At 48.2% G+C, this 20311-nt stretch carries 17 protein-coding genes and 1 tRNA gene; 9 read left to right on the plus strand and 9 right to left on the minus strand.

The window, feature by feature from the left end:
* Positions 1 to 42 precede the first annotated feature (42 nt).
* From ACYZZ0_RS05270 to acs, 4 genes are all read left to right on the plus strand, one after another.
* On the plus strand, positions 43 to 303 hold the full coding sequence (locus tag ACYZZ0_RS05270) for a hypothetical protein (protein WP_461535544.1): 261 nt from the start codon (positions 43 to 45) through the stop codon (positions 301 to 303).
* A 191-nt stretch (positions 304 to 494) separates the two neighbouring features.
* Positions 495 to 1310, plus strand: coding sequence for a hypothetical protein (locus ACYZZ0_RS05275; RefSeq protein WP_461535545.1), 816 nt, complete (start codon positions 495 to 497; stop codon positions 1308 to 1310).
* The gene (locus ACYZZ0_RS05280) at positions 1303 to 2424 is read left to right on the plus strand and encodes an AAA family ATPase (protein WP_461535546.1); all 1122 of its coding nucleotides are present in this window, start codon (positions 1303 to 1305) and stop codon (positions 2422 to 2424) included. Before ACYZZ0_RS05275 ends, ACYZZ0_RS05280 begins: the two co-directional genes overlap by 8 nt.
* Before the next feature lie 460 nt (positions 2425 to 2884).
* Positions 2885 to 4840, plus strand: a complete 1956-nt coding sequence (acs, locus tag ACYZZ0_RS05285) for an acetate--CoA ligase (RefSeq protein WP_461535547.1) — start codon at positions 2885 to 2887, stop codon at positions 4838 to 4840.
* A gap of 48 nt (positions 4841 to 4888) precedes the next feature.
* Here acs and ACYZZ0_RS05290 read toward each other — a convergent pair whose 3' ends face one another.
* The 6 genes from ACYZZ0_RS05290 to ACYZZ0_RS05315 form a co-directional block, all read right to left on the minus strand.
* Positions 4889 to 6214 (minus strand): anaerobic C4-dicarboxylate transporter family protein, encoded by a 1326-nt coding sequence (locus ACYZZ0_RS05290; protein WP_461535548.1) that lies wholly within the window; start codon positions 6212 to 6214, stop codon positions 4889 to 4891.
* A 424-nt stretch (positions 6215 to 6638) separates the two neighbouring features.
* Positions 6639 to 6983, minus strand: coding sequence for a hypothetical protein (locus ACYZZ0_RS05295; RefSeq protein WP_461535549.1), 345 nt, complete (start codon positions 6981 to 6983; stop codon positions 6639 to 6641).
* Positions 6984 to 7056: 73 nt separating this feature from the next.
* A complete protein-coding gene (locus ACYZZ0_RS05300) occupies positions 7057 to 7980 on the minus strand; it encodes a hypothetical protein (RefSeq protein ID WP_461535550.1) in 924 nt (307 codons plus the stop codon).
* Positions 7981 to 8528: 548 nt separating this feature from the next.
* Positions 8529 to 9506: an MBL fold metallo-hydrolase gene (locus ACYZZ0_RS05305; RefSeq protein ID WP_461535551.1), complete on the minus strand. Its 978-nt coding sequence runs from the start codon at positions 9504 to 9506 to the stop codon at positions 8529 to 8531.
* A gap of 171 nt (positions 9507 to 9677) precedes the next feature.
* Positions 9678 to 10832: an iron-containing alcohol dehydrogenase gene (locus ACYZZ0_RS05310; RefSeq protein WP_461535552.1), complete on the minus strand. Its 1155-nt coding sequence runs from the start codon at positions 10830 to 10832 to the stop codon at positions 9678 to 9680.
* Between the two features lie 178 nt (positions 10833 to 11010).
* Positions 11011 to 11087: transfer RNA gene (locus ACYZZ0_RS05315), tRNA-Arg, on the minus strand.
* Between the two features lie 399 nt (positions 11088 to 11486).
* On the opposite strand from ACYZZ0_RS05315, the gene ACYZZ0_RS05320 reads away from it, so the two are divergent.
* Positions 11487 to 11951 (plus strand): c-type cytochrome, encoded by a 465-nt coding sequence (locus ACYZZ0_RS05320; protein WP_461535553.1) that lies wholly within the window; start codon positions 11487 to 11489, stop codon positions 11949 to 11951.
* A 141-nt stretch (positions 11952 to 12092) separates the two neighbouring features.
* Positions 12093 to 13340 carry an EAL domain-containing response regulator gene (locus ACYZZ0_RS05325; RefSeq protein ID WP_461535554.1) on the plus strand — a complete coding sequence of 416 codons (1248 nt, stop codon included), beginning with the start codon at positions 12093 to 12095 and terminating at the stop codon, positions 13338 to 13340.
* Here ACYZZ0_RS05325 and ACYZZ0_RS05330 read toward each other — a convergent pair.
* A complete protein-coding gene (locus tag ACYZZ0_RS05330) occupies positions 13325 to 13813 on the minus strand; it encodes an Lrp/AsnC family transcriptional regulator (RefSeq protein ID WP_461535555.1) in 489 nt (162 codons plus the stop codon). The genes ACYZZ0_RS05325 and ACYZZ0_RS05330 overlap by 16 nt on opposite strands.
* A 425-nt stretch (positions 13814 to 14238) precedes the next feature.
* Between ACYZZ0_RS05330 and ACYZZ0_RS05335 the strand changes: the two genes are divergently transcribed.
* Entirely contained in the window at positions 14239 to 15906 is a 1668-nt protein-coding gene (locus ACYZZ0_RS05335; RefSeq protein WP_461535556.1) for a 2-isopropylmalate synthase, read from the plus strand.
* A 466-nt stretch (positions 15907 to 16372) separates the two neighbouring features.
* The gene (locus ACYZZ0_RS05340; RefSeq protein WP_461535557.1) at positions 16373 to 17941 is read left to right on the plus strand and encodes a choline/carnitine O-acyltransferase; all 1569 of its coding nucleotides are present in this window, start codon (positions 16373 to 16375) and stop codon (positions 17939 to 17941) included.
* 3 nt (positions 17942 to 17944) lie between these two features.
* Here the strand turns inward: ACYZZ0_RS05340 and ACYZZ0_RS05345 are convergent, their stop codons facing one another.
* Complete coding sequence (locus ACYZZ0_RS05345; protein WP_461535558.1) at positions 17945 to 18589, minus strand: nitroreductase family protein; 645 nt, start codon at positions 18587 to 18589, stop codon at positions 17945 to 17947.
* Between the two features lie 101 nt (positions 18590 to 18690).
* Here ACYZZ0_RS05345 and ACYZZ0_RS05350 point away from each other — a divergent pair, with 101 nt between their 5' ends.
* Positions 18691 to 19368: a hypothetical protein gene (locus ACYZZ0_RS05350; protein WP_461535559.1), complete on the plus strand. Its 678-nt coding sequence runs from the start codon at positions 18691 to 18693 to the stop codon at positions 19366 to 19368.
* 71 nt (positions 19369 to 19439) lie between these two features.
* On the opposite strand, the gene ACYZZ0_RS05355 is transcribed toward ACYZZ0_RS05350, so the two are convergent.
* Complete coding sequence (locus ACYZZ0_RS05355; protein WP_461535560.1) at positions 19440 to 20147, minus strand: TetR/AcrR family transcriptional regulator; 708 nt, start codon at positions 20145 to 20147, stop codon at positions 19440 to 19442.
* Between the last annotated feature and the right edge of the window lie 164 nt (positions 20148 to 20311).

The following is a 20311-nucleotide window of genomic DNA, read 5'->3' on the forward strand; positions in this document are numbered from 1 at the left end:
ATCTGGAATGAGGCTACCAGTGTTTCATTGAGGATGCACAGTATGAAGCAACTGATCCTGCTTCACCTGCTCACCCAGAGTCAGCTGTCGGATGGAGATCAATTCCTTAAGGACACGTTGATGAAGGAGCAGGTTGACAGGCAATGCGGAGAAAACATCATGGCGAAGTCAAAAATCAAACCTGCTGATAACAATGCAAATATGCAGAACCCAAACAAGGGTTCTGACGGTACTAATCGTCAGTATGACCAGAACCAGGGCAACAGAGGGCAGCAGAAAAACCCTAACCAGAAGAAAAAGTAGTGACCTGAAGAACCCCTGATACTATCCCCCTTCTCGACTGCAAAGCCCTGAAGGGGGTAACTGAACGCTGAGCTTGCGTGAAAGCCCGGAAGATCAGGTTTGAAATAGCTTTATAGCCAGAGCTGAGAATAGCAATATAAACAATGAAACCTGCGAATAGTTTAGCTAACAACTCCGAATCCAGGACGCAGTTGACTGCCACTCCTTTTGCTAACCATAACAATACCAAAATACGAGAGCTGGAAATAACGGTTACAAATAAGTGTAACTTGAAGTGCCGAGGTTGTGGCTTCAATGTTCCCAATCAGATTCCAGCTGTACAGGGCAATGGTATAGAGCAGCACATTACCTCCCTGAAAGCACTCAAAGCCCTTGGTTTGTCGATAGGGAAAGTTGTCGTGGTAGGTGGTGAGGCCACCTTGGCAAAATCATTGGGTGAATACATCAAAAGAATTATTTCGGTTGGGATCAGTGAAGAAGTTGAGTTAGTGACAAATGGTTTATACCCTCAAGGGCTTGGCAATGATGTTCTGAGCTTGCTGGATAGTGTCGTAATCAGTGATTATATTTGCACAGATAAATTTGAGAATTTGTGGAGAGCATACTTAAAAACACGTGGTTTTCAGGGATATATAGACTTTCGTCGAAAAGATGCATGGGATGATCTGATAAGTGAAGTCAAAAACTCTCGTGATGAAACCACTTTGCACTGGAGTAAATGTTTTTATCGAAGATATGATGTGACCCTGGAAAGAGGACGGCTATTTTCATGCTCTCGCATTGCCAAAAAGAAATGGGATAACCAGGGCCTGCTGATAAATTCAAAAACCAAATTGTATGAGATACAAAATTATTTGATCTCAGTGCAGCCAAAGGAAGCATGTTATTCATGTGCTACAGTCGGTAATTTTTCTCAGATCCCTGTTGCTGAGCAAATCGATACCAGCCTCAGCAAAATTGTTCTTAAAACCGAAGCATTTATGGAAAAGGCCGTAAATAATGGATAATAACGAACTCTATTATGTCGTCGGTATAGCGGGTTCAGGAAAAACCAGTGTTTGCAAGCAGTTAGCCGAAAGCGTCTATGATGGCGTAGCAATACAGACATCCGGAAGATTTAAAGACTATATAAAGGCAGAAGGAATTAAGGATATAAAAACCCTGAACGCCATTTCAGAGGGAAAACGTGAATCATTAATTAATGACGTCCACCGTCAATTTGAGCTTGATAAATCAGCTAATCCCTATACTTTCTTAGATGGGCACATGCTGGTAAAAAACTCACAAACAGGAAAAAATGTTAATGCAATGCCTACAAAGAATAGAGGGATAACCACAGGCATTATATTTCTGAATACGCCATCCAGACTGATATCAGACAATGTTAGAAGAGATAACAGACATAATAGTAGAAAAAGAGTGGAGCTGGACATTCATGAATTAATGGCATTATCTGAAGCAGAGTTCCAGGCCGCCGAGGATTACTGCTTAAGGAAAAAATTGAAATTCGGAATCCTGGAAAATATCGATATAAGCAGGAGAAAGTATAGTTCTGTACAATATATCAACAACTACTATCTCCCCTATGACTTCAGGTTGAGATCTTGCTATCTATCACAATTCGACCAGAACCTATTGCCATCTGAGCTACGCCACCAACATTACACCCTTGGAAGTATGTTGGTCTCCCCCTTCCTAAATAAAACAGGGATGGAAGAAGATGAATATCAAATAATGTCTGTACCAAGGTCAGGAAATTTTATTGCAAATGGTTTTGCTTCGAATTTTAATGGACGATTTTTACAATCTGATTGTAGTGTAAGCTTTGAAAGAGAATTAGATTTTGATAAACCGATAATTATCATCGATTCTGTTATCGATTCAGGAAATACTATACATAAAATATTAAAGAGGCTGCCAGATAATTTTAATCAACCGGTACACGTAATATGCTTGGCAATCAATATCAAGTCACTGGATTTAGTTAAATCCATGGAAGCCACTGCCTCCTTCCACTGTTTAGGTTTTTCAAATAAAGAGGTTAGACCTGAAAGAAATCTGGATATGGGTGCGCGCTTATTTGGAACACTGGAAAAACACGCAGAGCTGGGACTTATTTGAACGTTTAGGCTGGGAAAAGAACCTACTCCATTTGAGGAACTTATCTCAGCCTGAAAAGTCACACTTCGGAATATCTATATACAGCTCAGCTCTCCCCCCTGCAGATGCTCCAACTACAGCCAATATCAATCCATCAATAATAAACCTTAAAATGCCTTACCTGCCATACTGCTTCGGCGGCATCTCCTGCTTTTCTTCGATGGTTATAGTTTGGGGGCTGGTCACTTGAATTTAGCGCTTACATCTTTTCGTCTTTCACAGTTAGACTGCCGTTGCACACCTCAACAATACTTTTGCATCATTGACTGCATCTATCAGATGACTTCATGCCACAGCCTCCTACAGAAAAAGTAGACAGATAAATCAACTTTAAACGACATGTTTGTTCACTCAACAAAAAACAAAGACAGCACACCATCTATACTTTGCCGCGCTGTTTCAAAACCCATTGGGAGTTTCCATGCCAGATTATTGCAGTTATCCGGTCGACCCCGCACTGGCGGCTAATGCCAGAGTTAATGCCCGCGAGCGAAAGGCGCTGTATCAACAATCTGTTAATGACCCCGAAGGTTTCTGGCGTGAGCAGGCAGCATGTATCGACTGGTTCCGTCCGTTTACAACCGTCAAAAACACCAGCTGGGAACCCGGCAATATTTCTATTAAATGGTATGAAGACGGCACAACCAATGTCAGCTGGAATTGTATTGACCGGCATCTGGAATCACGGAGCGATCAGATTGCCATTTACTGGGAACCCGATGAGCCGGGTCCAGGACTGAAAGTGACCTATCGTGAGCTGCATCAAAAGGTTTGCCGCCTCGCCAATGTGCTGAAATCACTGGGAGTTGGCAAAGGTGATGTAGTTGCGATCTACATGCCCATGGTCGTTGAAACCGTGGTAGCCATGCAGGCCTGTGCCAGAATCGGGGCTATTCATTCAGTAGTATTTGGCGGGTTCTCTCCCGAAGCACTGGCCGGACGCATTGTTGATAGCAGCGCTAAAGTCATCCTGACAGCTAACGAAGGTGTTCGGGGTGGCAAGCGTATTCTCCTGAAGCAGAATGTCGATGAAGCACTGCAGCATCAGGAAATCACATCGGTTCAGCATGTTCTGGTACTAAAGCACACAGACACTGAAGTGGCATGGGATCCTGCAAGAGATCTGGACTGGCAGACCTCTGTCGACGGCACATCCGATGATTGCCCGCCGGAAGATATGGAAGCTGAAGCACCACTGTTTATTCTTTATACCTCCGGTTCCACAGGGAAACCCAAAGGGCTTTTGCATACGACGGGTGGCTATCTCACCTATGTCACTATGACCTTTCGCTATGTCTTTGACTATCGTGAAGGCGATATTTTCTGGTGCAATGCCGATGCCGGCTGGATAACCGGACATACCTATCTTGCATACGGCCCTCTCAGTAATGGCGCTACGGTGGTTATTCATGAAGGGGTACCGAATTATCCCTCAACCAATCGTATGAGCGAGATTATTGACCGTTACCGGGTCAATATTCTCTACACGGCCCCCACTGCGATCAGAGCACTGATGGCGCAGGGCGAAGATGCTATTGAAGGAACTGACCGAAGCAGTCTGCGGTTACTGGGTACCGTGGGTGAACCCATTAATCCGGAAGCCTGGGTCTGGTATCGCAACACCATTGGCAATGAACGCTGCCCGGTGATTGATACCTGGTGGCAGACTGAAACCGGCGCAGCCATGATTGCACCACTTCCCGGAGCCAATACATTAAAACCGGGTTCTGCAACCGAGCCCCTGTTCGGTATTCAACCTGCGCTGGTTGATAATGAAGGACAGATTCAGCAGGGTGCCTGCTCCGGCAATCTGGTAATACTCGATAGCTGGCCCGGTCAGGCCCGAACCATCTATGGCGATCATCAGCGGTTCGAACAAACTTATTTCTTAACCTTCAAAGGTATGTACTGTACCGGTGATGGTGCCCGCCGCGATGAAGACAATGACTACTGGATTACCGGCCGGGTGGATGATGTGCTGAATGTTTCCGGTCACCGCATGGGCACTGCTGAAATTGAAAGCGCGCTGGTATCACACCCGGCGGTTGCCGAAGCGGCGGTTGTTGGTTATCCACATGCGATAAAAGGCCAGGGGATTTATGCCTATGTCAGCCTGATGCAGGATGCCGAGTTTGGCTCTGAACTGGAGCATGAGCTAAGGAAGTGGGTGGAGCATGAAATCGGGGCAATAGCCAAACCGGATATTCTTCAACATGCCCCAGGATTACCTAAAACCCGCTCGGGCAAAATTATGCGTCGGATTCTTCGCAAAATAGCCGATGGCGAATACGATCACCTTGGGGATACATCTACTCTCGCTGATCCCTCAGTCGTTACAGCACTGATCAGCGGACACAGTGATATGACCGCAGCCTGAGCTCTTCGTACTCAAAATCTTTATTGATCCCTGCACAATTTGCAGGGATCAATAAAGTGCACTGACAAATATAAACCCCAGCACCACACCCAGAATAATGGCAATCACGCCTGGCAGCATAAAACTGTGGTTAAAAACAAAACGTCCTATGCGAGTACTACCGGTAATATCAAATCCGATAGCTGCAATAATCGGCGGATAGTTGGGAACAAAGAAATAGCCATTTACCGCCGGGAACATTGCTATCAGCATATATCCCGGAATCCCCAATGCAATCCCGAGAGGTACCAGAGCCGTGACCGTTGCCGCCTGGCTGTTGACCATGATGGACAGTACAAACAGTGCCAGTGCGAAAGTCCATGGCGCCGTAGTCACCAGATTTTCAATTGACTCGCTGAATACATCCATATGGCCGTTGAAGAATGAGTCCCCCATCCAGGCAATACCAAAAATTGCCATCACAGCCTGAGCACCGGACATAAAGACACTGCCCAGCGCCACATCACTGGCTTGCGCCCTGCACAGCAGAAAAATAGCCGCCGCAACCGTCAGCATGACCATTTCTATGGTGTGAGCCATGCCCATCCGAACAATACCATCAGGTGTATCAAAGGTGGGGCGTAACTCAGGGAATGAACCAAAGATAACGACGCCAAGAGCGCCCATCAGAAACAGCACCACCGAAAGTTTGGCCCCGGGGCGAACTTCACTCGTTTGCTGTCCGGAGCCATGTTCCATTCTTTTCCGAAAAACAGGATCCGCCAGACGGCGCTGATATTCAGGATCCTTATCCAGATCGATGCCCTGCCGGTTGGCAAAGAAAGCGGCAATCAGCACCGCAATAATGGTAGCAGGCAAAGTGATGACCAGAATATCCAGCAATTCATAACCGGAAGGAGACAGCAGAGCCACCAGGGCCACGGTCGCTGCTGATATCGGGCAGGCAGTAATGGCCTGCTGAGAGGCAATTACCGCAATACTCAGCGGCCGCTCGGGTCGAACACCGGTCTTTCTGGCCACCTCGGCGATAACCGGCAACACTGAGTAAGCCACATGGCCGGTTCCGGCAAAAAAGGTAAAGGTATAAGTTACCAGTGGTCCCAGAAACGTAATTTTGTCCGGATTACGCCGCAGCACTCGCTCAGCAACGCCTACCAGATAACTTAACCCGCCAGCAGCCTGTAACACTGAAGCGGCAGCCACAACTGACATCATCATCAGCATGACATTAATCGGAGGAGAGGTCGGCTCCAGCCCAAACCCGAAAGCCAGAATAGCCAGACCGAGTCCACCCATGGCACCCAAACCAATACCACCGACTCGGGCACCCACAAGAATACATGCAATGACAATCAGAAACTGCAGCCAGAACATAAATAGCCAACTCTGTTGCGTGCTTGTGCAGGCACGGGAAATCACAGAACAGGGAACAAGTATATGAAAGGAAATCCAGACACGAATAACAGCAACTTAATAAAACAAACAAGTCTCATGACAGAAGTGGATTTTGAGCTTTATCCACACCACCATCCTGTTGATAAGTTGTTCACAAAAACCCTGAAAAAACCTGTGGTATAGCTGTGGATAAGCACGAAAAATCCTTTATTAACAACGAGTTAATATATAGGTGAAATATTGACCACAACCCTGCAAGTAAAAATACAGTTCAGGCCTTTTCTTTTAAAGATATTCACAACAGATATAAAAAATCCGCTCATCGTGATATCGGATGAACGGACTCTATTTGCGGGTATTTTGACAGTTTGTCCGGTGATATAGGGGACGTTCTTAGTAATTATTATTCTTTGAAAAGAGATCCTACCGCCTGCAATGCCTGCATCTCAGTCATACACAATTGCTGCAGCTCTTCCCGGGACTCTTCACTTAAATTCAGCAGTTGGGCACTCATAACTTCCGCTTCATGCCAGCGTTTCTGTTGCATATACTCTGGAAAACAGCTATCCAGACGATTGGCAATTTTCTCCTGTTTGGCACGCAGTGAAACCATGACCGGAACCAGTATCGTGGATTCTCCCTCTTCAGAAGGTCTGGCAGCCAGGTAACAAACCAGGGTTGCCGCCAGACGTTCGCAGGTGCTTCTCAGATACAGCAGGCACAGGTAGAGCTCATCCTTTTCGCTCATCGCAATTCCCTCAATTGGCGCATGCGTACTTTCCACTATACGCAGGTGCCGGGGGATGGCAAAGCGATGAAGATTACCTTGAAGCCTGAAGCAAACCCCAGTCATCATAGTGCATATGGAGAAAACGGCGCTGTTTGAGCTGTGCTGCGGTCAGATCAGCCAGCCCCATTTCAGCCCAGCGGGCAGAAGAAAAAGGATGACTGCCTAATACTGCCAGCTCGACATAAGCCTTCAAGTTATCACTGCCCTGCGCGGATTGAAGTACTGCAATCTGCTGCTCTATGCCTGCCAGCCTGCCGGCCTTCAAGGCATTGAAAAATTTCGGTGCCGCCTCTGCAAAATAAACCTTCACAACGGGCCTGTTAATAAAGGTAGTCAGCTCTGTACCCGCTCCCTTGATATCCAGAATGGATTTGAGCCGATCACACTCTTCCTCGACAATACACTGGACAGCTACACGGTGTTCCAGCACCTTGTCATAAACCCGCTGTTGCGGCTGGGCTCCACAGCATTCGATCATCACCAGTACCCGGGGATAGACTTCTGCAGAAGACTGCTGATAGCGGCGAATAACATCATCAATATACTGGCGATCATTCATGGTTGTTCTGATCTGGTACTCCCGGCCATACTCCCGAAAAGGCACTCGATAATCGACTATGGCTTCCCGATACTTTTTGCATGCATCCAGATAAGCCTGGGACTGATGTTTTTTTTCAGAAAAAGCCTCAGCCGCCAACGCCAGCCTGTCGAGAATAAATTCCCCTTCAATGGCATGTGCTGCGCACTCGGTTGCCAATAGCAATTTTTTAACAGACTCTTCGTTATTGAACGTCAGCTCCCCAGTATCTACCGCAGCTTTCGCCCGGAGCAGAATAGCCAGACCTGCTGCACCTTCATCATGAATCTGGCGAATCCATTTTCTGGCCAGATCACTTTTGTCACTTGAGCACACACCCGCCAAAGGCCAGCACAGTGCAAGAATGAGAAATGCCAAGAGCCGCTGCTGAATATTTTTCTTAACTGCTTGCATAACCACGCCTCGCCAAAATTTGAACCAGACAGGTAATAAAGCGTAGACAGGTTAGGCAATGCTGACGGGAGTTTTACACAAGAAAAAACGGAGCCCGATGGACTCCGTTTCAATAACAAACGTATTACTTTACACAATGTGCGGCAATGGTCTGGCTCAACCAGTATTTTCCTTTTACCTGGCGGCCGGGCTGTTTAAACAACCTTCTTGAACCCACCTGGCACGTTCCCTGTTCACCCGCAAAAAAGCATCCTGCAAAATAATCAGCTTGTCTGGCCTCTGTTATTTTTATTATGGCCGTCTACTTCCGTTTCTTTATATTTTTTCTTCCCTGTGCCTTGTATAGAGCAGGCAACGTGCCAAAAAAAAAATAATGCTTACGTTTCAAAGAGATAAGTACAAACCACTATCACTCAGATACAAAACGAATCTGAAAGTTGGCACAACTGTTACCGTAAAATCCTGCACTAAAGTAACACTTGCCCTTGGCGGTAACAGATTGCACACACTTTTCAGGTTACAGGTTCGATTTCTCCACCAGCCTTGACTTCCCAGCAGCTGAAATCTTCTGCCATTGCAATTGGCCCGGAATAAACATTGGCAGCTTCCTGTCGCAGTGTTTCGATGCCTTCTTCACCTTGCTTGGGATTTTTCTGATAACGACCACTGAAATGGGTCAGAATAAGATTGCCCACACCGGCTTCTGCTGCAGCAATTCCAACCTGTTCAGGTGTGCTGTGCATATACTCCGGTCCGATACGTTCTCTCAGTGCTTTGGAAAATGAGGCTTCATGAACCAGTAGATCAGCATCCCGCATAGCTTCAGCCAGCAGTTCGGGCCTGTCGTTATCACCACCTATAATTGCGATGCACTCCTTTTCAGGAGGCTGCATGACTTGCTGCGGCGAAACTGTGCATCCGTCGTCCAAAGTAACAGATTCGGCCTGCTGCAATCTGCCCCACAATGGTCCCCGGGGAACACCCAAAGCCTGAAGCTTTGACGTATCAAGTTTGCTGGAATGATTAATTTCCCTGAACTGGGCCGCAAAACTTGGTACCCGATGTGACAGCTCATGAGCAGTGATAACAAAGTCATCATCCCTGAAAGTAAATTCAGATGTGTCATTCCTTTTAAATATCAGCTTAAACGGCAGTTCATTAATATCTCCACCCAGCAGGGATGCTACAACATAAGCCTCCAGCCCTTCGGGTCCACACAGCGTCAACGGTTGGGTTCGGCCTGCCATACTGGCCGATGCCAGCAAACCCGGAAGACCATAAATATGATCACCATGCATATGAGTGATAAAGATCATTTGCAACCGGGAGGTGCAATAACGGGTTTTCAGCAACTGATGCTGAGTTGCCTCACCGCAATCCACCATATACCAGTCACGACTATCGCCTTTTGCCAAGGCTAATGATGTGACATTGCGCTGAATGGTGGGCAGTCCGGCTGAAGTCCCCAGAAAAGTGACTCTTATAGACATTGAGTGAATTACCTGATTGTGACTTTTGCTGTTTTTACCACAATCGGGTGAATGGTGAATGGTGAATGGTGAATGGTGAATGGTGAATGGTGAATGGTGAATGGCTTGTAGTGTGAGGGATCACTCAAATCGGTCAAGCCACTCCGCACATCTATTCACCATTCAGCTTCTTTACAGCGAACGGGTCAGGATTTCCTCAGAAACTTCCGGAGTAATATCTCGCCCTTCACCCAGCTTGACCATATTGTGACGCTTCAGCTGGTCTACGATTTTGGCAACACCTTCTTCACCAATACCGTAGTCAGACAGGCGGGTTTTGATGCCCATCTGTTCAAAGAACTCACGAGTTTTGCTGATAGCCAGTTCAATTCTTTCGTCTTCACTGCCGGCAGTAATGTTCCAGATACGCTCGGCGTATTGCAGCAGCTTGGCTTTTTTCTGTTCTTTCATTACGGCCATCAGAGATGGCAGTACGATTGCCAGCGTCTGGCCATGGTCTAGCCCATAGAGCGCAGTCAGCTCGTGACCAATCATATGGGTTGCCCAGTCATGGGGAACACCCTGACCGATGAGACCATTCAGCGCCTGGTTTGCAGTCCACATAATGGTGGAACGGACATCATAATCCTGTGGCTGAGTCAGTACTTTGGGGCCTTCCTCAATCAGCGTCAGCAGCAGGCCTTCAGCATAACGGTCTTGCACATGGCTGTTTTCGCGGCAGGTCAGGTACTGTTCGATGACATGAACAAAGGCATCAACCACACCATTGGCAGACTGGTTCTCTGGCAAACTGTATGTAGTTTCTGGATCCAGAACTGCAAACTGCGGGTACAGCAGCGGATGACCAAAGGCCAGCTTGTCGAGGGTGGCTTTTTTAGTGATAACTGCACCGGCATTACTTTCAGAACCGGTTGCCGGCAGTGTCAGCACGTTACCGGCCGGAACCGCTGATTTGACCTTGGCCCGTTCACTCAGAATGGTCCAGGGATCACCTTCAAACGGAATAGCGGCGGCAATAAACTTGGTACCATCAATAACTGAGCCACCACCCACAGCCAGCAGGAAATCAATCTTTTCCTTGCGAGCAAGCTCTACTGCCTGCATCAGGGTTTCATAGGTCGGGTTGGGTTCAATACCACCAAACTCCAGTACTGTGTGCTCGTTCAGTGCTTCCAGCACCTGATCCAGTGTGCCATTCTTTTTTATGCTTCCGCCGCCGTATGTGATCAGAACTCTGGCATCAGCCGGGATCTCTTCTGCTACACGGGCAATCTGACCCTTGCCAAAATGAACACGAGTCGGATTGTGGTAACTGAAATTCAGCATTGATTACTCCGTCAATTGATTCGTTTCCAGCACAAACCCGCTGCTGGACACACAATGTAACGGACAATAGCAAAACCGCCATAGCCGTAAAAGCACAGCAAATAGCGCATAGAGCCGCAAGCCAAAGAATGAGCTACGAATTAAAGACAAGTTTGATAGGGAGAAAGAGAAGTAAAGGTGGCGCACCCGACAGGATTTGAACCTGTGACCCCAGGCTTCGGAGGCCTGTACTCTATCCAACTGAGCTACGGGTGCATGCGCCGAAACAGGACGTTTCAGCGAAGGCAATAATACTGATCAGTTACGCTTCTGTCCACGCCTTGCCGGGAAAAATTGTATTCATCCGGCGAAATTGCTTTCAACACTCAAACCTCTGGTTTGCTGCTATGAAACGGCCATCAAGCCCCGGACTGATAATCAGTACATGACCCCACACCTGCTTTTGCTGAATACCCCTGCGGACAACAAGGAAAACGGTGCGATTTAATGGCGGTTTAGTCTATAATCCGCACGGTTTATGCCTATATGGTAGAGACCGACGTCTCGCTAACAATGACAAAGCCAGGACGATTCACCAGCAACGGCAAGACCACAGCCCGTTCCGCAGGGAGCCGTCGTAAGGCTGAGACCATACGTTGAGGAATGGTGGCCTACATGAAAACAACACAGGCAGTAAATGCTGCTTCCCTGTTCGTAAAAAGTATTCTGGTTGGGGGATTGCTCGCGGGTTCCCTGCAGACTTTCGCTGCAGTTGAACTGGATGATGCAAGCCGTGCAGAAATTGTCGAGCGTATCCAACCGATGGGGCATGTATGCAAAATCGGTGAAGACTGTGCCAACGGTGCGGCGGTAGCCAGTGCCAGCAGTGGCCCTCGTGAGCCGGAAGCCATCTTTAACCAGTACTGCGGCGCTTGTCACAACTCCGGTTTGCTGGGTGCTCCGAAGGTAAATGATGATGCAAGCTGGAATGCACGTCTGCAGGCCGCCGGAGACTTTACCGGACTGCTGAACAATGCGATCAATGGTATCAAGGCGATGCCGCCGAAAGGTACCTGCATGGATTGTACTGATGACGAAATCAGCGCAACCATCACTTATATGAGCAAGCTGAAGCCTTAATCATTTAAGTACTTGGAGAAAGTCTGCAATTCTGCAGACTTTCTCGACTCCTCCCTCTTGAGCCTGTATCAACCCCGCCGATAACTTTTTCTGATATCACTTTTCTGCATCCGGATTAAAGCCTGTTCAGGGAGAGGCCTTATGACCCAGACCTTTGACGCACTGCGCCTTTTGGTGGTGGAAGACCATCAGTTTCAGCGCATGGTTGCGGTCAAGGTTATGACCGGTCTTGGCGTCGCATCAGTACAGGAAGCCGAAGATGGTCAGGATGCGCTGGACAAGATCGCCGCAAGTACAGATCCCATCGATATCACTATCTGTGATCTGGATATGCCCGGTATGGACGGTATCGAGTTTATCCGCCATGTCGCCGAGAAAAAGCTGACATCAGCCATTGTCGTCGCCAGTGCGATGGAGCCGGAACTGATCCGCACCGTAGAAGACATGGCTGCCGAGCATGGCATGAAAGTCCTTGGAACGCTGGAAAAGCCGATTAATCCGGAAAAGGTCAAGACACTGTTCGAGCAGTTCCTGTCGGAGCAGGCAGCAGCAGGTTCCGGTTCTGGCTCATCAGAGCTGGTTATCACCAAAGATATGTTGATAACAGCGATTCAGGACGGCCAAATCATACCCTGGTTCCAGCCCAAGGTTCTGATCAGCAATGGCCAATGGGTATCCTGCGAAGCGCTGGCCCGCTGGCAACACCCTGAAAAAGGCATGATCTACCCCGGACAGTTTATCAATGAGGTCGAAACATTCGGACTGATGGATGAGATGACCGAATCCATCATTTCCCGGTCCATTGAGCAAATCAAACAATGGCAGTCTGAAGGTCGGCTGATTAATACCTCGGTTAATATCTCCCCTTCCATGCTGGGCAATATTCAATTACCGGAAAAGCTGATGCAAATGATCAAGGCCGTTGGTATTGGCCCGGAACTGCTGACGCTCGAGATTACTGAAAGTGCGGTGATGGAAAATGTGGCTCACTGTCTGTCAACGCTGGCCAGACTGAAAATGAAAGGATTTACCCTGTCGATTGATGATTTCGGTACTGGCTATTCCAGTATGCAGCAACTTAACCGAATCCCTTTCTCCGAGCTGAAAATAGACCAGTCCTTCGTCAAGGATGCTGTATCAGACCCGACCCGCCGAGCCATTGTTGAGGCCAATATCGAACTGGCCCGCAAGTTGAAACTGAAAACTGTCGCCGAAGGGCTGGAATCAGCCGCCGACTGGCAGTTACTCAATGAGCTGCAATGTGATGTAGCCCAGGGCTATTTTGTTGGCAAGCCCATGCCTGCCGATCAGTTTTCGGACTGGGAGGCCGAGTGGAAACAGACTTATAGCAGCCTGAGTAGCAATACTTCTGATCAGGATGAGACATAATCCAGCGGCAATGCCGTTGTATCGACAATTTTCCGCATCATAAAGCTTGATTTCACCCCTGTTACTCCCCGCAACCGGGTAATTCTTCCCAGCAGGAAATCGTGATAGGCATCCATATCCGGCACCGCAATTTTCAACAAATAGTCGGCATCGTGCCCGGTGATCAGATAGCACTCCAATACTTCCGGGAAGGTGCCAATCGCTTTTTCAAACGAATCAAAGCGATCAGGAATATGTTTATCCATACTGATATGCAGTAAAGCAATCAGATTAAGGTTAACAGCCCGATGATCCAGCCTGACCACTCGCTCGGCAATGACTCCGCTGTCTTCCAGTGCTTTAACCCGGCGGGAACAGGGCGCTGCAGTTAACCCGACTCGCTCTGCCAGCTCCTGATTGGAAAGGCTGCCATTACGCTGTAATTCTTTGAGAATTTTCAGATCAAAACGGTCAAGGTGATGCTTTGTTTTCATGAACAAGGTTTCCAGCGCAATTTTTATAAATATAGATCACCAAAGACTTAAGTATTATTGCTCAAAAAAAACAATACAAGCATATAAAGATCAGCAATTGCGCCCCACCTTCCCTAAAATATTCCTCGTAATGACGCAATCAGGGCAAAAGCATGACGTTGTATCAAGCCGCTGCCGGAAGTTTCGGTCATAACAATTACGAATCCATACCGAGCCGGTCAATGCTGAACCCGCTATCGAATCAGAAAGCGGGTAATACAACAGCCACAAGCCGATGTATTCAAACCAGGCTCAGCAGCTTAAAAAGCTGAAAACAGTGTTTTACCCGGACACATCCTACATGCTGTCCGACTGCATTCCGGCCAGTCGGCAGCATGCCCCCCGAAAACAACAGCATATATGACTCAAGTCGCGGGATTATTTTCATGTTCAACCACCGTAAATATCAGCCCTTTCCAGCGATTCGCCTGACAGATCGCACCTGGCCTGATCAGGTTATCAGCACTGCTCCGGACTGGTGCAGCGTAGACCTGCGGGACGGAAACCAGGCACTGGTTAACCCCATGAGTGTTGAGCAGAAAACCCGACTGTTTCTGTTGCTGGTAAAGCTGGGCTTCAAAGAAATTGAAGTTGGTTTCCCTGCGGCTTCAACTCCGGACTTCGAGTTTATCCGCAAGCTGATTGATGAAGATATGATTCCGGGTGATGTCACGGTACAGGTGCTGACGCAGGCTCGGGAATCCTTGATAGCACGCACCTTTGAGGCATTAAGCGGCGCCAAAAAGGCCATTGTCCATGTATATAACTCCACTTCCACTGTGCAGCGGGAGCAGGTATTTGGGATGGATTGCAGTGGCATCACCAGCATTGCCGTTCAGGGTGCCCGCTGGATCAGGGAACATGCCGCCCGTCATCCGGAAACTGACTGGACCTTCCAGTATTCACCGGAAAGCTTTACCGGTACCGAGCTCGAGTACGCCAAAGAAGTTTGTGATGCGGTCATCAATATCTGGCAACCAGAGCAGGGTCAGAAAGTCGTAATCAATCTGCCGGCAACAGTGGAAATGTCGACCCCCAATATCTTCGCTGACCAGATCGAGTGGTTTTGCCGCCATTTGAATCAGCGTGAACATATCCGCATCAGTCTGCACACCCACAATGACCGCGGCTGTGCGGTTGCAGCAGCAGAACTTGGCTTGATGGCCGGTGCCGACCGGGTGGAAGGCACACTGGTTGGCAATGGTGAACGAACCGGCAATACCGACTTGATTACCATGGCGATGAACCTGTATTCCCAGGGCGTTGATCCCCAACTCGACCTGTCCGATGTGGCTGAAATTATTAAAACCGTTGAATACTGTACCGAGCTGCCTGTTCCAGCACGTCACCCCTGGATTGGTGAGCTGGTTTATACCGCATTCTCAGGTAGTCACCAGGATGCTATCCGCAAATCAATGCATTACCACCAGGAACACAGTCAGCCCCACTGGAATGTGGCTTATCTTCCGGTCGACCCTCATGATCTGGGTCGGGAATACGAGGAGGTGGTACGTATCAACAGCCAGAGCGGCAAGGGAGGTGTCGCCCTGGTTCTGGAAAGGGATTTTGGCATTGTGCTGCCCAAGTGGTTCCATCCGGAAGTGGCTCAGGTGGTTCAACAGGCAGCAGAGGAAAGTGGCTTCGAAGTCCGCCCCAAAACCATCCATGACCTGTACCAGCGCCACTTTGTTCATGTGCCGACTGACTGGCAGTTAAACGATTATGAGCTGCATACTCACGACCATCATGTTACAGCCCGCTTTACCGTCGGTAATGGCGGGGTTACGACAGTCATGAGTGGCAGTGGCTCAGGTGTTATTGAAGCCTTGTGCGATGCACTGGAATGTCAGGTTGATATTGAACAGTTTGACCTGCATGCCATCACCGGTGGCACCAATGCCCAGGCCCAGGCCTGTATCGCCGCGCGAATTGATAACGGTGAGATTTACTACGGTATTGCCAGCGATGAAGACAGTTCGGCCGCTGCGCTGCAGGCTATTTTGACGGCAGTCAGCCACTGTTACAGCCATCAGTCTCTTGAAGGCGTTGCCTGAGACAATAAAAGCTCCAGTTGTTCTAATGCGTCCCAAAGCGCACCAGCTGTTTATGGTCTAGCCTGAATACGGCTAATCATAAACAGCTTCAAATAAGCAGCCACAGCTGTTCGAAGAAGAACAGCTGTGGCTGCGATACAACAGAACAACTTATAGAACAAACTGGAGCGTTACGATAAAAATGAATCAGCTGGCCGGTAAAGTCAGGCTTGCGCTTGGCATTTGTTTTCTGTGCTTGTCTGCAACATCTTTTGCCAGTTTTTGTGAACAATGCAGGAAAATGTATAGCTACCCTTCGCAGTGCCCCCTGCATAACAAGCACCAACCCAACGGGCATGTACCAACTCCATACTCTTGTATTTCAGGCTGTAAAGCCGGGTATTGGTCTGCTTCTCCGCCGGACCATGTCTGGCATTCATTCACTCAATATTACGCCACTCTGACCGGACAAAACTTATCAGCAGCAATGCCCTCTACTCTTCAAAGCAAGCTAGTCAGCCTTGAAGGGGGAAATCACTTTTCTTCCTTGTTTGGAGAGCTATGGAAGAAAAGCTACCTGTCAGACAGGCGCCCCCTTCCCTATGCTTCGAACTATATTCTGGTGCTTGATACTAGCAGGATCAGTGGCGACAGTTTTTTTCACAAACTGGCCGTATTAACTATCAAACTTCTGCCGAAAGAAGCCCCCGCACCATCCTCTCAATGTGTCGAACAGCACTATCATCTGTACAGCACCCGAATACCGGAGAAGGAAGAAGACCGGCTTATAGATACATCGCAAGCGGGCTACTTTGCAGTCGTAACACCTACAGGTATCTATAAAATAAGTACCAGGGAAAGAATAACGCCTGCAGCCCTGACATCCTTTTATCAAGAACAGGCAGACTTAGCTTTATCCCAATCAGCACCAGCTTGCTGTCTTCCATACGTCACCCGCCAGCCCAGAGATGAAGCTGCATTATCACGTCAAGCTCTGGCAAATCAGCCATGTATCGAAATGCTCGACAAGGCATTATTCGTTGTTATTCTTGACCCTCCCATGGAGCACAAAAATTTGCTGCCAACGCTGTTCAAATCTTTGTTACTGGGCGAAAACAGAAACCGCTGGTTTGACAAAAGTTTGCAGATTATTGCCGTTGGAGAGCAGCATATAGGCCTGAATCTGGCGCATTCACATGTAGATGGTACAACCTGGGTTGAGCGACTTGGCAGAGAGCAGATCAGATACGATACGGAATGCCATGCAGAAGCCAACCTTGCTTTTGATGGTCCACATCATTTTGACAGTTTACCTCCCGAGTTCCCCAGCCAGATAAATGAAGGACCAAAGACTCCCTGCGCTTTCTTTCATAAGGCGTTCCGGAGCCCTGAGCTACAAAGACTGGCAGATGCTATGGGCGAAAAGAAAATCAAAGATTTCAGTCTCGATGCATTCGTGCAAATTGCTATCGTTGCCGCTCAGTACCAGGTATTGGTTGTGCCGGATGGCAAATTCAGGAACACCTATGAAAGTGTTGCAATGAGCAACTACCACTTCGGTCGAACAGAGTGTGCAAGGGCTGTTTGTGAGGCATCTATACAGTACGCTACCCATCCTTCACAGAAAAATCTGGTAAAAGCGCTTGGTACCCATAAACAACAAATACGCATTCTTAAAAGTGGCAGAGGGTTTGAACGAGCCCTATTTCTGGCGCATACACTTCTGACAAAGCAGGAGCGCGACCAGTTACCGGCTTCTGTAACCAACGCACTTCAATGGCTGAACCAGAGCCCTATTTCAACCAGTAACCTGAGCCCACCAACCTTCAGACACTTTGTATTTTGCCCCACGACAGATGATGGTTTTGGTATAGGTTACTCTATTGCTTTCGAAGAGATTCGATTTAACATCAGCTGTTTCCAACCTTATTACGAACAGGCGCAACAATTACGAGATGAGCTTATTCGTCAGTTTGAGCAACAGCTGACTTTATTGGGAAGTGACTATGAGCAGCTACAATCTCTTTTCCGGCAGGAACAACAAGTCGGAAGCTAATAATCAACGGATTTCGGTGACAACTTGCTCTATGGGGTAGCGTACCTTGGATGCTTTCACTGGTGTGTTAAAGTCATCCTCATGCCTGTGCCCAACAATACCAACAACAACGCTGTTCAGCCCTTTTTCTTTCAACCCCAGCAGCTCATCCATTTCCTCACGGGAAAAACCTTCTACCGGGCAAGCATCCAGTTCCAAAAGAGCACATGACAGTAAAAACTGCCCAAAGGCCAGATAAACCTGATCCCTTATCCAGTACTTACGCTCGGTTGCATCCATACTGTTGACAAAGCCCCCCAGGAACTCAACCCGAGCCTGATTGACTTCAGTACCACGCTGCTCTGCCACCAGTTCTTCCAGAGCCTGCAGGTCTTCAATTTCGTATGTAGTTTTTCCACAGAACACGAACACATGTGAAGCGTCATCAAATTTCGCTTTATTGCTATCCCATGCACATTGAGACAAGCGACGCTTTTCTTCAGGGTTGGAGATCACATAGAAGTGCCAGGGCTGGCTGTTAATAGAAGATGGAGCCAGTCGTAAGGTTTCTATCAGTTGTTGAGTTTTATCTTCTGCAGCAGGCTTGTCAGCATCAAACACCTTTGTTGCATATCGACTGGACAAAACACGTGCCAGATCCACAGACATAAACGACTCCTGAAGAACAGATTGAAAGCACCAGACTACATCATTCCAGGGGATCACGGTAAGATAGCCCCACTTCGGCAAACACCTACACCTTAACTCTTATGACAATATCACCAGACCTGATTCCGGGTAGCTGGCAATGGTTCTTTGTCTGCTGTGCAGCTATCGCTTTACTGGTCGCCATCAGAAACTTCCCTTTCCGCTCGGTTTTTACAGTCTCCACCCGGCAACACCTGATACTGGGCAGTATTATTTTTCTGTTCTGCCTGTGGACACTGGGTGTCAAACTGGAGAATGAAGTTTTGAGGCTGCATTTTATTGGACTTACAGCGGTGGTAATGCTGATTGGGTGGAGTCCCGCCGTGGTATCCGGGCTGATCGCCCTCGGCCTGCTGAACCTGACATCTGCCAGTGACTGGAATGCCTTTACGATCAATTTTTTCTTCTGCGTTCTGATTCCGGCGACGGTAACAAAGCTAACCCTGCTCACGGTTTCACAGATAAAACTCAATAACCTGTTTATCTATATGCTGGGCGGAGGCTTTTTCGGGGCGGGGCTGGTTAGAATTGTTATGGCCGGTGCCTTTTATCTTCTCGCCATGCTGAGCGCACCAGATTCAGCACTGGTTGCAGCAGAAGAACAGTATCTACCTTACATGTTACTGGCAGCATTCCCTGAAGGTTTTATTAATGGAACGCTGGCTTCAGCTATGACCGTGTTCTTTCCAGACTGGGTTCGCAGTTATGATGAACAGCGTTACATTGAAGGTGGAGATTAAACCCCTGCCCACAGACTTTCAGCTACAGTCTTTCAGCCAGCCGATTCAAACCCGACTGGCTAATTCCCTCATCACAAATGGGTTGTTGATTTTCTCGGTGAGATCAACTTTCCGTACATATTGATCTGTACCGACTTCAACAGATCAAATGTTTCACCCTCCGGTACCGCACAGGAAATCAGGTTATCCAGCACCAACATGATATGCCCATGCACATTGGCCCAAGCATTACAGGCCAGAAACCAGGCTGGCTCTGTGGGAGGACAGATACCGGTAGCTTGCCCTCTTTCAAACAGCTGTACCAATGTTCCCATTAACCTTTCACGGGCAGCTTCTACATCAGGGTAGTCACGGTATTCACTGGAACCTGGCCCGAAAATCAATCGATACGCCTCCGGGTTCGCCAGTGCATACTTGATACAGCCATCAGCACCCGCCAGCAGTGCCTGCTCGGGGTCTTCCAGATCATCAATAGAAGCCAGCATATGCAGAAACATCTCATCAATGCCCTGTGCTGCCATTGCTGCCAGCAAACTCTTTTTGTCGGCAAAGTGACGGTAGGGGGCCGACTGGGACACACCGATAGAGCGCGCCAGTGCTCGCAGGCTCAAAGTCTCTGCACCCTGTTCATTCAGGTGATTAAATGCAGCTAGCAGTAGCGCTTCACGCAAATTGCCGTGATGGTAACGGTGCTTTTCTACTGCAACTGCACAATCCGCTTCTGCAGCACTAGCCGGTTCTGTTGTAGCAGCTGTTTCAGTGGCAGCAGTTGTTGTCACAATTTTGTTCCATTATCAGAGTGTCTATTTCGGAAATCATTTTTATCACGTACGGATCGCTATTTCATGCTTTGGCTCAACAAGCTTGTGCCTTATTTGTCTTTCATTTTGTGATAGCCGCCAACATTGTTGACAGTGAATACATCGATCTTTAGAGTGGCCGC

This window comes from Spongorhabdus nitratireducens (assembly GCA_947387575.1).
GTDB lineage: Bacteria > Pseudomonadota > Gammaproteobacteria > Pseudomonadales > Endozoicomonadaceae > CANDOC01.